Source organism: Marinoscillum furvescens DSM 4134 (assembly GCF_003386095.1).
Taxonomy (GTDB): Bacteria; Bacteroidota; Bacteroidia; order Cytophagales; family Cyclobacteriaceae; genus Marinoscillum; species Marinoscillum furvescens.
In genome coordinates this window covers 166,038-180,613 of record NZ_QREG01000003.1, presented here as the reverse complement: position 1 = coordinate 180,613, position 14,576 = coordinate 166,038, and the positions used below count along the sequence as shown (strand labels likewise).

14 protein-coding genes are annotated in these 14,576 nt (G+C 46.0%); 8 read left to right on the top strand and 6 right to left on the bottom strand.

The features are described from left to right. On the bottom strand, window positions 1-2,088 hold the full coding sequence (locus tag C7460_RS04575) for a SpoIIE family protein phosphatase (protein ID WP_170147887.1): 2,088 nt from the start codon (window positions 2,086-2,088) through the stop codon (window positions 1-3). Between the two features lie 41 nt (window positions 2,089-2,129). After that, window positions 2,130-3,599 (bottom strand): IMP dehydrogenase, encoded by a 1,470-nt coding sequence (gene guaB, locus C7460_RS04570; protein WP_115866899.1) that lies wholly within the window; start codon window positions 3,597-3,599, stop codon window positions 2,130-2,132. Between the two features lie 83 nt (window positions 3,600-3,682). Here guaB and pnuC point away from each other — a divergent pair, with 83 nt between their 5' ends. From pnuC to C7460_RS04555, 3 genes are all read left to right on the top strand, one after another. After that, complete coding sequence (gene pnuC / locus C7460_RS04565; protein ID WP_115866898.1) at window positions 3,683-4,288, top strand: nicotinamide riboside transporter PnuC; 606 nt, start codon at window positions 3,683-3,685, stop codon at window positions 4,286-4,288. 47 nt (window positions 4,289-4,335) lie between these two features. Beyond that, window positions 4,336-4,854: an AAA family ATPase gene (locus C7460_RS04560; RefSeq protein WP_115866897.1), complete on the top strand. Its 519-nt coding sequence runs from the start codon at window positions 4,336-4,338 to the stop codon at window positions 4,852-4,854. A gap of 198 nt (window positions 4,855-5,052) precedes the next feature. Continuing rightward, entirely contained in the window at window positions 5,053-7,503 is a 2,451-nt protein-coding gene (locus C7460_RS04555) for a TonB-dependent receptor (RefSeq protein ID WP_115866896.1), read from the top strand. 42 nt (window positions 7,504-7,545) lie between these two features. Here the strand turns inward: C7460_RS04555 and C7460_RS04550 are convergent, their stop codons facing one another. Then, window positions 7,546-8,118 carry a DUF4136 domain-containing protein gene (locus C7460_RS04550; protein WP_115866895.1) on the bottom strand — a complete coding sequence of 191 codons (573 nt, stop codon included), beginning with the start codon at window positions 8,116-8,118 and terminating at the stop codon, window positions 7,546-7,548. A 164-nt stretch (window positions 8,119-8,282) separates the two neighbouring features. Between C7460_RS04550 and C7460_RS04545 the strand changes: the two genes are divergently transcribed. Next, window positions 8,283-8,912: a hypothetical protein gene (locus C7460_RS04545; RefSeq protein WP_115866894.1), complete on the top strand. Its 630-nt coding sequence runs from the start codon at window positions 8,283-8,285 to the stop codon at window positions 8,910-8,912. Here C7460_RS04545 and prmC read toward each other — a convergent pair. Further along, window positions 8,890-9,747 (bottom strand): peptide chain release factor N(5)-glutamine methyltransferase, encoded by an 858-nt coding sequence (prmC, locus tag C7460_RS04540; protein ID WP_115866893.1) that lies wholly within the window; start codon window positions 9,745-9,747, stop codon window positions 8,890-8,892. The two genes, C7460_RS04545 and prmC, sit on opposite strands and share 23 nt — an antisense overlap. Window positions 9,748-9,767: 20 nt before the next feature. On the opposite strand from prmC, the gene ribD reads away from it, so the two are divergent. After that, on the top strand, window positions 9,768-10,784 hold the full coding sequence (ribD, locus tag C7460_RS04535; RefSeq protein ID WP_115866892.1) for a bifunctional diaminohydroxyphosphoribosylaminopyrimidine deaminase/5-amino-6-(5-phosphoribosylamino)uracil reductase RibD: 1,017 nt from the start codon (window positions 9,768-9,770) through the stop codon (window positions 10,782-10,784). A 6-nt stretch (window positions 10,785-10,790) separates the two neighbouring features. Further along, window positions 10,791-11,267, top strand: a complete 477-nt coding sequence (locus tag C7460_RS04530; RefSeq protein WP_115866891.1) for a GAF domain-containing protein — start codon at window positions 10,791-10,793, stop codon at window positions 11,265-11,267. A gap of 5 nt (window positions 11,268-11,272) precedes the next feature. On the opposite strand, the gene C7460_RS04525 is transcribed toward C7460_RS04530, so the two are convergent. Next, window positions 11,273-11,749 carry an RDD family protein gene (locus C7460_RS04525; protein ID WP_115866890.1) on the bottom strand — a complete coding sequence of 159 codons (477 nt, stop codon included), beginning with the start codon at window positions 11,747-11,749 and terminating at the stop codon, window positions 11,273-11,275. Between the two features lie 69 nt (window positions 11,750-11,818). Continuing rightward, a complete protein-coding gene (locus C7460_RS04520) occupies window positions 11,819-12,685 on the bottom strand; it encodes a helix-turn-helix domain-containing protein (protein ID WP_115866889.1) in 867 nt (288 codons plus the stop codon). 113 nt (window positions 12,686-12,798) lie between these two features. On the opposite strand from C7460_RS04520, the gene C7460_RS04515 reads away from it, so the two are divergent. Both C7460_RS04515 and C7460_RS04510 read left to right on the top strand, forming a co-directional pair. Further along, a complete protein-coding gene (locus tag C7460_RS04515) occupies window positions 12,799-13,407 on the top strand; it encodes an HAD family hydrolase (RefSeq protein WP_115866888.1) in 609 nt (202 codons plus the stop codon). Beyond that, window positions 13,404-14,552 carry an MFS transporter gene (locus C7460_RS04510; protein ID WP_170147886.1) on the top strand — a complete coding sequence of 383 codons (1,149 nt, stop codon included), beginning with the start codon at window positions 13,404-13,406 and terminating at the stop codon, window positions 14,550-14,552. Before C7460_RS04515 ends, C7460_RS04510 begins: the two co-directional genes overlap by 4 nt. Window positions 14,553-14,576: the final 24 nt, after the last annotated feature.

Here is a 14,576-nt window from a genome sequence, read left to right as displayed (position 1 = left end):
TCAGTTAAATCTGACTACTGTCAATGTGTAGTCGTCATCTAATTTTTTGTCTTTCAAAAATTTCATTAAATCATCTATGAGCCCTGTTTTTAAGTCATTCAATGGTTCATCGATGTGGTTAAGCAGTGAGGTTCTAAGCCTTTCGGTGCCATACTGTATGCCATCACTGTTTTTGGCTTCTGTGATGCCATCGGTATAAAGGAGCAATAGATCTCCGGACTGGTAAGTTGCGGTGTGTTGTTTAACGTACTGGTCGTATTCAGAGTTTCTCAATATCCCCAGACCGAGCCCATCTTCGTTTAAATCACTGATAATCCTCGATGAATTGGAATAAAAAAGCGCCGGACAATGTCCCGCACGTACGTAGCTAAGCTCATTAGCCATCGTATCAATCTGAAAATACATGGCTGTAATAAAGCTGCTTTTTTCCAGGCATCTACTCAGCGCAGCATTGGCTTGCCGGACAAATACTTCTGGAGGATTGGTGTTTTGCGCCAGACTGTGAAAAATACCTTTCATCTGCGCCATATTAAAAGCCGCCGAGGTACCTTTTCCTGATACATCTCCAACGATGAGGTTAAAAATACCTGTTTCGGGTTCGATAATGTCATAATAGTCACCGCCTACTTCATCAGCCGCCATACTATAGGCCACAATGTCGAAACATTCGTTATGACGTAGCGAAGATGGAAGCAAACTTTTTTGTACACTATTAGCAATTTTTAGCTGCTCCTTGTAGCGCTCATTTTCGATGGCCTCACCTATCAGTTGGAAGTTTTCTAGTGAGATGCTTGCCTGGCTGACAAATGTAGAAATGATTTCAACCATCTCGCGGTTAAAGGCATCACCCACTTCCTGAAGAAGGACGAGTATGCCTTTTTGCTCGTTTTTTACCATGATGGGCACCGCAATGATAGACTTGTAGTCCGGATGATTGATCGCACCAATCACCTTTTGACTCAGGAAGTCTTTATTGAATCGGTACTCCAGAATGTCCCGAATGTACTCCTGACGAACGCTGGCTTTGATGTCTATGACTGCTTCCTCAGGCAAGTCGCGTGTAATCAGCGTGTCTTCAATGTCTCGGATCTCCAGCCATGCACCATCTGCAAATACCGCGCTCATGGAGCTTTCTAGTAGGATGTCATAAATCTGCTCGGCGCTTTGTCCAGCCGGGATAGATTGGCTGAGTTTTTGAAAATCTATGGCTTCTTGCAGCTTTCGCTCAAAGACTGATGACGTGGGGAGATTAAATAAAGTAACCAGAATAGCAATGGCCGCATACAGAATGATAAAGAAAAACAATGCCACAAAATACACCCGATCCAGTAGGTCGATGTTGAGCGCATTGGTTTGTGAAAAGCTAATCAGGTTGAGCAAAAAGTGGTAGACATAAATGCCAGATAGCAGGATGAAAAGAATGCTTTTCCACTTTTGCTTGAAATTCAAATAAGCAATCCACTTTAAGTTAAAGGCAAGAATTAGTGCCAGTCCTCCAAGAATAATGAGTGCGGCGTTGAAATTGACACTGAGGAATTTATTGCCAAACAGGTCAAAGATCAGACTGCCTAGCAGCACGTATTCGAAGAGGGTCCAAAGCTGGATAAGGTTTTTGGACTTTTGGTACTGGATGAGTCGCTTCCATACTACAAACGTGGATACCAGGTAAATCACCACAAGCCCTATTAGGATATGGTAGAGGAAGTTGATGGTAAAAGGGTTTTCGCTGATGGCGCTGTTTCCAAACACGTAAAAAAACAGCCGAATAATCAATGACCCAATGGTGGTGACGAGACCTGTCACAAAAACTTGCCACAAGAGGTCTATGAAGTTGATACTATCTGCTTTGGTGACCGTATATCGGTAGTAGAATAGCACCGAAACCACCATGGTGGTGAGAAAGGTTTGAGGTAGTAGTCCTGAGAGGTCTACATTGATCTGGTACTTTTCTACAAAGAGCAGGTACAAATCAAAAAACGTAAATAGCAACCAGGAGAGAATTCCTGCCAGCAGGCTAAGACGTATTTTGAGTTTTCTGGATACCATTCGCGACAAAAATACGTGGGTGGGGTATAATAAAAAAGCCATCCCCATTTCGTGAGGATGGCTTTGTGGTTATTTAACGTTTTTTATCGTCTGCTGTAGTTAGGTGCCTCGCGTGTGATGGTGATATCGTGAGGGTGACTTTCTGCTACGCCTGCTGCAGAGATTTTGGCAAATTTAGCATTGTGTAGCTCTTGAATGGTACCTGCTCCACAGTAGCCCATTCCTGCTTTCAGGCCACCTGTAAGCTGATAAAGTACTTCTGCCACCATACCTTTATAGGGTACTCGACCTACGATGCCCTCAGGTACCAGCTTTTTGATGTCGTCTTCAGCATCCTGGAAATAGCGGTCTTTTGACCCTTCCTCCATCGCTTCCACTGAACCCATGCCACGGTAGGTTTTAAATTTCCTTCCTTCATAGATGATCACCTCTCCAGGAGCTTCTTCTGTGCCGGCCAATAGTGATCCGATCATGATACTGCTGGCACCACCAGCCAGCGCTTTTACCACATCTCCAGAAAATCGGATTCCACCGTCAGCTATTAGAGGTATGTCTTTTCCGCCAAGGCCTTTTTTGGCTTCTACCACTGCTGAGAGCTGAGGCACACCTACTCCAGCTACGATACGCGTGGTGCAAATACTGCCTGGCCCTACGCCTACTTTGATGCCATCAGCGCCGGCTTCTGCCAGGGCTGCCGCAGCCTCTGCCGTAGCGATGTTCCCAACGATTAGCTCCAGGTCAGGGAATAGTTTTTTTACATTTTTGGCTGCATCGATCACCCCTTTGGAGTGTCCGTGAGCAGTATCTATACTCACTACGTCCACGCCAGCATTGATGAGGCCCTGAATGCGGTCTATCATGTCAGGAGTCACCCCTACGGCCGCACCTACACGCAATCGACCATATTCGTCTTTACATGCATTCGGGCGGTCTTTGTTTTTCAGAATGTCTTTATAAGTGATCAGACCGGTGAGTTTACCGTCCTTGTCTGTGATCGGGAGCTTTTCGATTTTATGTTTTTGCAGAATCTGCTCAGCTTCTTTTAAGCCTACTTCCACCTCAGCGGTGATGAGGTTGTCTTTGGTCATGATCTCGGTAATCGGGCGTCTCATGTTTTTCTCAAAACGCAAGTCCCTATTCGTGATGATGCCAATCAGTCGCTGGTTTTGATCCACTACTGGTATACCACCGATTTTGTTTTCGCGCATGATCTTTTCTGCGTCACCCGCCACGCTATCGTGATCCAGAGTGATCGGGTCCAAAATCATTCCACTTTGGGATCGCTTGACTTTGCGCACTTGCGCAGCCTGAAGATCCATCGGCATGTTTTTGTGAATAAACCCAAGTCCACCCTCTAAAGCCATAGCTATAGCCAGGCCTGCTTCCGTAACGGTGTCCATAGCCGCGGAGACAAGTGGAATATTCAGCGTAATATTGCGCGTGATCTTGGTGGAGGTGTCTGTGTCGCGTGGGAGGACTTCAGAGTAACCGGGGAGCAATAGCACATCATCGTATGTGAGTGCTTCAAAGTGAAATTTTTCGTCGAGATTCATGCAAATAATATTTGTTATTATTTGCCGGGCAAAATTAACTAGTCTCCTAGAGATTCTAAAGTGAAAGTGAATATATAATTAGCATGCAGGAATTTTTCCATCAGTTTATCTCGCAGGTGACAGCCACCTCTTGGCTGGAGGCTGTGGCAGTACTATTTGGGCTTCTTAGTGTCTGGTATTCCAAACAAGAGAACATCCTGGTTTACCCTACAGGTATTATAGGTGTAGTGATTGCCGTGTACCTCACCTTGAGGGCTGGGCTTTATGCCGAAGCGGGTATCAATACCTACTATTTTATCATGAGTGTATATGGGTGGTATTACTGGACGCATGCCGACCCAAATAAACCTCAAGTGCCTGTGACAGCATCTACCAAACAGGAACATTGGATAGCCGCAGGTATTACTTTGGGAGCGTTCGTGCTAATTCGCTTTGGGTTGGACTTTACAGATAGCGATGTGCCCAATCTCGATGCTATTACCACCGCCACGGCCATCACAGGGATGTGGCTTATGGCCAAAAAGAAACTAGAGAACTGGGTGTATTGGATCATAACGGATCTGATTGCAACGCCTCTGTATTTTTACAAAGGGCTGTACTTCTTTAGTTTTCAGTTTTTAGTGTTCACCGCTCTGGCCATTTGGGGCTACGTCTCCTGGCGCAAATCACTCTTGGCTTCTGCTTCGTGAGTTGACTCTCTTCATCTTCTCTTTAAGATCATTAAGTTTGCTCTGCAATGACGAAAAGGATCGCAATCATAGGACCAGAATCTACAGGAAAAAGTGAGCTGTGTCAGCACCTGGCACGCATATACAATACGGAGTGGGTGCCTGAGTTTGCCAGATTTTATCTGGATCGGCTGGACCGAGACTATGAACAGCATGATTTGGTGGAAATAGCTAAAGGCCAAATGGTTTGGGAGGATGACAAAGCCGAAGATGCCAATGAGTACCTTTTTTGTGATACCAACCTCATCGTAATGAAGGTATGGAGCGATCACAAATACGGCGTAACAGACCAATGGATAATAGACGAACTGAAGCGTCGTACTTATGATTATTATTTGCTGGCCAATATAGACCTGATTTGGCGCCCTGACCCCCAGAGAGAGCATCCAAAGCTACGCAAGCATTTTTTTGATATCTATGAAGGATACCTGAAGAAGCACAACCTGCCCTATGGTTTGGTGTCAGGTATCGAAGATAAGCGTGTAGCCTGCGCGAAAGACCTGTTAGATAGTTTTTTCTCGGCTTAAGTAATCTTTACTTTTGCGGCAAAGCACGGGGTGCCTTACAGCGCTGACGCTTAAAGTGTTAGTGTTATCGGGCTGAGATCATACCCATACACCTGATCCGGGTAATGCCGGCGTAGGGAAGGTCATGAGACCAAGTATGATAAACCAGTTTGGGAAGTTCCCCGCTTCCTGTTTTGGTGAACAAAAATCAATAGTAACATGAAATTTTGGGTAACAGCACTGATCGTGATGATGAGTATGCATGTGTATGCACAGCATGTGGTGAGTGGGAACGTGACCGACCAGCGTGGGAACACACTGGTAGGAGCAAATGTGTATCTTCAAAACACCGGAATCGCAGATGCAGCGGATATAGATGGGAATTTTACCTTACAAAAAGTACCTGCTGACCAGTATACACTGGTGGTGTCTTTTGTGGGGTATTCCACCTACAGGGAGCAGATTGAGGTGGATGGTGATTTGGATCTGGATATAGCTCTTCAGGAAAATGTAATTAAGGGAGAAGAAGTGATGGTGTATGCTACCCGAGCGGGAGACAAGACGCCTACCACTTATACCAATATGTCTTCGGAAGAAATAGAAGACCGTAATCTTGGGCAGGATTTGCCTTTTATACTCAAGTACACTCCGTCTATGGTGGTCAACTCAGATGCGGGCAATGGCGTAGGCTATACCGGGATTCGGATCAGAGGCAGTGACGCTACGCGCATCAATGTGACGGTGAATGGAATTCCTATCAACGATTCAGAATCGCATGGTGTGTTTTGGGTGAATATGCCAGATTTCTCTTCATCGGTAAATAATGTACAGGTTCAGCGTGGGGTAGGGACATCTACAAACGGAGCTGCGGCATTCGGCGCTACGATCAACCTGCAAACAGACATGCCAGCACAAGAGGCCTTTGCACAAGTAGACAATAGCATAGGTAGCTACAACACCCGGAAACATACCGTGGAGGTAAACACCGGACTGATCAATAACCGCTGGGCATTTCAAGGAAGACTTTCTCAAATAGCGTCTGATGGCTACATTGATCGGGCAGAATCCGACCTGAAATCCTACTACCTGTCTGGAGGATATTATGGAGATAAAACAACCGTGAAGGCAGTGACCTTTGCAGGCCATGAGGTCACTTACCAGTCGTGGTATGGCACTCCAGGTGCTAAGCTCTTTGGGGATGAAGAAGATCTGGATGAAGTCATAGCAATGGGCGGTGAGTATTCCACCCAGGAGCAAATAGATAATTTAAAAAACGCTGACCGTCGGTTCAACTATTACCTATACGATAGAGAAGTAGATGATTACCAGCAATCCCACTATCAGCTTCACCTGAGTCATACGTTTTCTCAGACATTTAATGTAAGCGGAGCCCTTCACTACACTCGCGGCCTGGGGTACTTTGAGCAGTATAAATATGATGAGGACTATGCCGACTATGGGTTGGAAAATGTGACCATTGGCGATAGCACCCTGGAAAGTTCCGATATGATCTTGCGCAGGTGGTTAGATAATCACTTTTACGGGGCTACTTTCTCTGCAAACTACCAATCAGGTCCGCTGGCACTTACAATAGGTGGTGGGTACAATTATTACGATGGCGACCACTTTGGTGAAATCATTTGGTCACAGTATGCTAGAGATACGGACATACGCGAACGATACTACGATAATTATGGTCGCAAAAGTGATTTCAATCTATTTGCTAAAGCTACCTATGACCTCACTGATCGCCTGAGCGTGTTTGGAGACCTGCAGGTACGAACCATTGACTACACCACTAAAGGGGTGGACAATGATCAGAGACCGATCGACACAGGAGGTGATTTTGTGTTTTTCAACCCTAAGTTTGGCGGTACCTTCGAGTTAAACGAGCGAAGTGAATTGTATGCATCTTATGCTGTAGGCAACAGGGAGCCTGTGCGCAATGACTTTGTGGATGCTTCTAATGGGCAAACACCAACGCATGAGACACTTCACAATCTGGAAGCCGGCTACCGTATGCAAACCGCCACTTCCTCATTGAGCGCTAATATCTACTGGATGGATTATGAAAACCAGTTGGTACTCACTGGTGCACTCAATGATGTGGGATCAGGTATCCGTGCCAATGTACCTAATAGCTATCGCCTGGGTGTAGAGCTTGCCGGTGGTGTGCAAGTACTGGAGAAGTTAGAGGTAGGAGGAAATCTGACGCTTAGCAGAAACAAGATCGATGAATTCACCGAAGTGGTGTACGATTATGCTTACGAAGACGATCGGTATGTGGTGGAAAACACCTATTCGGATACAGACATCTCATTTTCACCTAATGTGATAGCGACAGCCACAGCCACCTGGCACCCGGTCAATGGCTTGAGTTTTCAATATTTAGCTAAGCATGTGGGCCAGCAATATCTGGACAACACTGGCAACGATGATCGATCGATCGCTGCCTATACTGTGCACGATGTGGTCATAGGCTATGAGCGCAGTGCCTGGGGGCTAAAGCGAATTGGCCTTACACTGATGATCAATAACCTCTATGGTAAAGAATACTCTGCAAACGGATACACGTGGGGGTATTTGTATGAGGGTTCGCTTTATCAGCAAAACAACTATTACCCACAGGCTACCAGAAACTTCTTGCTTGGGTTGTCACTGAAATTTTAAATCTAAATTAAATGTCCGCTCTGTCTTAGGGCGGACATTTCTTTACTGGTAACTTGCTGCTACTAATCTGTATTGATTCAAAATGCTTCGGACGGCATACTTTACATCTTTGCTGAAATAAGTCTGATCGTCAAACAACCCGCTGGCATACCCCTGCCAGATTACACCATGTGATTTACGGTCGATAAAATCGATCAGAAGAGTACCTTTTTTGAGTTGATACTCCTTGGTGTCATACTTAGCCTCACGGATGTACTCCAGGTTGCGTTCGTTTTCCGCACGTTCGGCGTATAGCTCGTCCCAGCTTTCGAGCTCCAGCTGGTCATACCCTTTAAAACTCATGTCATTAGAGAAGACCTTGTAAGCAATATAAATTGAGGGCTTAGAGGATTTTTTATACCCCTGAGAGATCATGCGGCGTTCTATTTCACGTTTGATCATGCCATCACTGAGGCCGTTGAAGTTTACGGTATCCCCCAGATTTAAAAAATCAAAAGTGTCGTAGCGTTTAAATTTTCCGCGATAGCTGTAGTCATATTCTACTACAAAATCCCGCTCTGCTACGCACCCTGTGAGCAGCACGGCCACTATGGCAATGAGTCCTGTTTTTTTCATTTCTTTTTAAGTCAAGTTTTGTCAATCGATGCAAGTCAAAAATCTATATTGCCTGTAAGTTTGATGCCCTGAGTATACATTGGACTGCTGCTTGTGATTAGCGTTAGTCCCTAGGGATCATACATTTATCTTTATAAGATAACACTGAAAATTTATATATCCGAATGTCATCACATCATATCGTTCGCGATGAGCAGGAACCTGCTCTAATCTTGCATCAGCTGGCTGCCCGAGATACCGGGGTGTTACACCATTTGCTGGAGTGGTCACCAGTGGTGGTATGCTGTCAGGACAGTATCGATTTATATACGTCCATGAATCATAAACTGGATTTTGCACTGGTTGGTTTTCCACAAATGGAAAAATGGAAAGAATACCTCGCTGATCAGCAACCAGTTAAGCTGATGGCAGTTCATGGCGAAGACTTTTTGCAAACAGGGCTGATGTTATTGGCCCGGGATGGCCATCCGGCGGTGAATGTCATTACCAGCGAAGATGCCTTGCCAGAAGTAATTGGTGCTTTGGAGCAGTGGGCGCATAAGCTCAATGTAGTCATCTACGCCGGAGGTAAGCGGCATTTGTTTATCCATTCTAAAACATATCGAAAATGGCTTCCTGTGGGCAGTGTATTGCAGCTATGGTCGCTTGGTGCGGAAGCTCAATGGCAGGTGAGAGATGCACAGGCACATGTTCAAGAGTTTAGTGCAGCCGAAAAGCACCTGGAGATTGCGAATGAAGGTGAAGTGGAAATAAGCTGTGAGCGTGTTCCGTTTATGGTCGTGGAGGATTTGTAGCAGCTACGATCCTGTCTTTGCCTTGTAGGTCTAGCCTAATCTCCACCTCCTGATAGCCCATGCTTGCCAGTAGGTCTCTGGTTTCTGGTCCAAAGTTTTCATGAATTTCGAAAAACAACTTACCGCCGGCTACCAATGTTTTGCGCCCCATCTGGCCAATAGCTCTGTAAAACAACAAAGGGTCATGATCTGGAACGAATAGCGCAAGGGGTGGGTCAAAGTCTGTGACGTTTTTGTGCATCTCTAGTTGCTCTTTTTCTGGAATATAGGGTGGGTTGCTTACGATGATATCCAGTGACCTGAAGGGAAGGTCTTTCAGAGCATCTTTCAGTTCGAATGAAGCAGAAGAATCCAGGTTTAGCGCATTGTGCCTGGCTATTTCCAATGCCTTTGGGCTGATGTCCCACCCAGTCACTTCGGCTTGTTGGATCAATAAATCCAGGGAGATGGCAATGCATCCGCTCCCAGATCCTACATCGAGAATTTTTATGGGCTCGTGCGCCGTTCTGTAGTTTTCTACGATGTGCATGACAAGTTCCTCTGTTTCGGGTCTGGGGACTAGCGTGTCAGGAGACACTTTATATCGCCTGCCCAGAAAGTAACAGAAACCTATGATGTGCTGTACTGGTTCGTGATTGGCGAGGCGTTGGATGGCCGATTGCAATCGGCTTAGATCCGCTGCGGATAGCTCAGTGTTTGGCTGCATCAGCCGATCCAACCTGCTAATACCAAATGCATCTTCTAATAAAATGCTAATAGAGGATTCTGCTTCACCTGCTCCCAAAATAGGGGTAAGCTGAGCTACGGATTCTTTGTAAATTGCGGACACTTTCACTGCGAGCTAAGTTACCAAATATGAATGAGCACATCTACATGCGACGAGCCCTGGACCTGGCAAAACAAGGAATAGGACGGGTAAGCCCTAACCCAATGGTAGGCTGTGTGCTGGTAAAGGAGGGTAAAGTCATTGGTGAAGGATATCATGAGCAGTATGGCGGGCCGCATGCAGAAGTTAACGCTGTGCGGGCGGTCAAGGACAAGTCGTTGATCAAAGGGTGTACTGCGTATGTAACTTTGGAACCTTGTGCACATCACGGCAAGACACCACCCTGTGCGGATTTGCTAGTGGCTCAGAAGGTAGGGCGTGTGGTGATTTGCAATGAGGACCCTAACCCACTGGTAGCTGGCAAAGGAATAGCTATTCTCAAAAGCGCAGGCATTCGAGTAGAAGTGGGTATGCTAAGCGAGGAGGGGCGGTTTCTCAATCGACGGTTTTTCACCTCTTTTGAACAGCAGCGACCTTACGTGATCTTGAAGTGGGCCCAAACAAGTGATGGTTTTGTAGCCAGAGAAAACTTTGATAGTAAGTGGATCAGCAATGCCTATTCGCGGCAGCTGGTGCACAAGTGGCGAGCCGAAGAGGATGCAATCCTGGTGGGGAAAAACACCGCTAAATACGATAATCCTTCATTAACCGTGAGGGATTGGCATGGTAAGCACCCGACACGAGTGGTCATCGACCATAAAGGTGAACTAGACAGCTCATTGCATTTATTTGATGGCTCAGTACCTACGTTTCGTTTTACGGAAAATCCCACTTTGGTTTCAGGAGCTGAGCAGGTGATACACAGCCCTAAGCTTACCTCTGCTTTTGTGCTGGAAAATCTACATCAGCAAGGCGTACAGTCCATCATCGTGGAAGGAGGGAGCCGCACAGCACAGGATTTTATCAATGCCGGCCTATGGGACGAAGCGCGGGTTTTTACGAGTAAAAACCGCTTTGAGGCAGGTATTGCTGCACCCATGCTGAAAGGTAAACCTTTCGGTTCGCAGGACGTTTTAGGAGATCAATTGCAATACATAAGACGATAAACAACAATGGCAGAAACCCTGAACATTTCGAACGCAACCTCAAAAGAGGAGCAGTATGAATCACTTATTCCACAGATTGAGGCGTTGATCTCAGGTGAAGATGACCTCATTGCCAACATGGCTAACATTTCAGCAGCCTTGCGGACAGGAATGGGGTTTTTCTGGGTAGGGTTTTACCTGGTAAAGGATGAGCAGCTAGTGCTAGGACCTTTTCAAGGACCTATAGCTTGTACTCGAATTCGAAAAGGGAAAGGCGTATGTGGTGCAGCATGGGAAAAAGCTCAAACCATTGTAGTAGAGGATGTAGATGCATTTCCGGGGCATATAGCCTGCAGCTCTGATAGTAAATCGGAAATTGTAGTGCCGATAATGAAAGGCGAAGAGGTGATCGGGGTGTTAGATGTGGATAGTGATCAGTTATCTGCTTTTGATGACACTGATAGAGTATATCTAGAGAGGCTCATGAAGAGCCTCTCCAAATAATAGGATTATTTTTTGATCACAAGTGCTCCGGCCATCATGTCATGGAGTGCTTGTTTTTTGGCGGTAAGCCCAGCCATGATATAGCCAATCATAAAGATCAGTTGAGAGACGATTTTTCCTAAGTTTCGGAGTAGTGATTTGCCAAGATCTAAGGGCTGGCCTGCTTCATCAGTCACTTTCAAGCCGAGTGCCATTTTGCCCAGTGTCGCCTGGTATTTACTGGCTTCCATTAAGGTGTAATAAGCTATGCCTACAATTGCCGACACCAAAATAATGCCACCAAAGCCACTAGCCATGCCGATGATTGCGGCAATAGATTCTTCTTCGGACATGTAATCCATAGATTCCATTGCAGTCAGGCTTAGGCCAAACAACGCCAGGAATGGGGTGATGATAAAAGACTGTACGATGCCTACTACGATTCCATCGATCAGGTAGGCGACAAAGCGGAGCCAAAACCCTGCATATTGAGTTTCTGTCATTGTGTTAAGGAGTTAGGTTCTAAAATCAAAAGTTAAGAAAAAATATATAAAAATGAGCGGGCCGGATACTTAGCACATAGATGCTTTTCCGTTTTGTTGGAAAGCTTTTGGCGAAAGTCCGGTAAAAGCCCTGAACTTTTTGTAGAAAAAAGATGGGTCGTTAAAACCAGACTGATAGACCACTTCAGCAATAGAGAGCTCTTGGCGTACGAGAAGCTGCTTGGCGATTTCGAGCCGGTAAGTGGTGAGGTATTCGAGTATGCTTTGGCCGGTAAGTTTTTTGAAAAACCTGCACAATGAATTTTTAGTCAACCCCACATCAGCGGCCAGTTGGTCTAAAGAGATTTCCTGGCTGTAGTTGTTCACTATTTGGCTGAGAATAATTTTCAACCGGTCATAATCGGCCTGTTTTTGTTCAGTGTGTACCGGATAGGCTTGCAGGCTGGTGGCATCGTTGGCATGTGCCAGGTCATGCAGTAAGCGAAGTAGCCAAAGGAGTTTTTCCAGCTCTGTAGCATTTGCAGCAGGGCGTATGTACGAGCTCACTTTTTGGCGGGTAGCAGCTCCAAAAGCAAGTCCTTGCAAGCATCGGTTTTTGAGCTCAATTAATGACTTGCACTCAGGAAATGCTGCCACCTTATCCCAGAAGAATACTTCTGAAAATTGAACAACCACCTCGAAATTGTCAGGGTAAAGTTGGTTGCCCAGGGGTAAATGCGGCAGGTTTGGACCTAGCAGTAATAACTCGCCATCGGAATAATTGGAAACATGTGATCCGACATGGCGCGGACCACTGCCATTGTGTATATAGACAATTTCGTATTCGGGATGGATGTGCCAGTAATCAGCATCACATGGAGGAGCCCCTTTATCGTAGATGCTTAGCTTGAAGCTTTGGTTGCTGTTATTTTGAATTGATTCAATTACCGGTCTCATGAGGTGTAATTTATCCTATAATACCTTTTTGTGTCGCATAGTGTGAATATATCTACCCTAAAATGGAATAGATTGTCAAAGCACTTTGGTGAAAAACATCGTTTTTTTGTGGTATGACAGAGATTAAAACTATTGTGTTTGACCTGGGGGGAGTGCTGATAGACTGGGACCCCAGAAATTTATACCGACAGCTTTTTGATGATGAAAAAGAAATGGAGTCCTTTTTAAAGGACATTTGTCATCTCCAGTGGAACGCTCAGATGGATGCGGGCCGATCTTTTCAAGAAGCGGTAGATGAGCTGTCGGACCAATACCCTCATTATCGAGAAGAAATTCAGGCTTATTGGCACCGCTGGTTGGAGATGATACCCGGGCAGATAGATGGTACTGTGGCGCTTTTGAACCAGATAGCTCAAAAGGATTATCAGCTATTGGCGCTGACCAACTGGTCAGCAGAGACGCTGCCCCTTGTTATGCCTGATTATCCGTTTTTCGACCACTTTGAAGGCATCGTGGTGTCAGGCGAAGAAAAACTCGTGAAGCCAGATCCAAAGTTTTATCAGGTGCTGTTGGACAGGTATCAGGTGAAAGCCGAAGAAGCGTTATTTATAGACGACAATGCAGACAATATTGCTGCAGCTGCTGAGCTTGGATTTCCGACGATACACTTTAAGAATCCAGAAGAATTGGCACAAAGGCTTCAAAACTTGGGAATATTGTGAATCACTTGAGCCACTTCCTCAGCGACAGGCCTAGTCGTGCTATCGGGTTGGTTTTTTTTGGCAACAGCTTCCTTTTTGGCAACTGGATTACACGAATCCCAGATGTGAAAAATGCTCTGGGTTTGTCTGAGATGGACCTTGGGTTGGCCTTGCTGGGTGCGCCACTCGGAGCTCTTACCGTGATGCCAGTAGCGGGTTGGGTCATTTCTCGTCTTGAGCCCGGACGTACCGCTATTTGGTTCGGAGTACTGCATGCGCTATCGCTGTATTTTTTGGGGCTCCCAGGTGATTTTTGGATGCTACTTTGTGCTTTGTATTTCTTTGGTATTACCAATGGCATCATGGATATCGCCATGAATTCTTCTGCCTCTATTCACGAGGGTGCAACTCCGTATCCAATCATGTCTACTTGTCATGGGCTTTGGAGCATTGGTGCCATGCTCGGGTCTGGTTTGGGTAGTGTGGCTGCCGGTGCTCAGCTGGCCGTAGATCAGCACTTGCTGGTGGTTTTTGTGGTGACAACACTGCTGTTGGTGCTGGTATCGCGCCCTCTTTCATCACTCACTGAAGCGGGAGCATCCGCCAAAAAGAAATTTGCTTTGCCTACGGGGCTCCTTCTTTTGTTTGCCATCATGGCTTTTTGTGTGATGGTGTGTGAAGGTGCTATAGCGGACTGGAGTAGCGTATACATGGCCGAGGTTATTGAGTCAGACCCTTATCTTGTAGGAATTGCCTATTCTGGTTTTGCGCTATGTATGACTATTGGTCGGCTTTGGGGTGATGCGATCATTCCTGTTTTGGGGCGCAAGCGTGTGCTTCAGGTCGGAGGTGTTATCGCTGTTTTGGGTTTGGCGGTGGCGTTGTTTCAGCAGCACGCCTGGTTAGTGATTGCAGGCTTTTCCATTTCAGGGATTGGCTATTCGTGTATAGTGCCTGTGCTGTTTAGTGCGGCGGCATCCACTCCCGGGTACACCGCAGGGTCTGCTATAGCCGCAGTGACTACCATTGGTTATACCGGATTTTTGATAGGGCCTCCTTTTATTGGGTTTTTAGCCGAGTGGTTTGGTTTGGCCAATGCACTCCTGGTGCTGATTTTATGCTCATTGATGGTCACAGTCCTTGCTTTGGTCGGTAAGTTCAAGTGATTTTTGACTTTCTTTGCCAAAAAA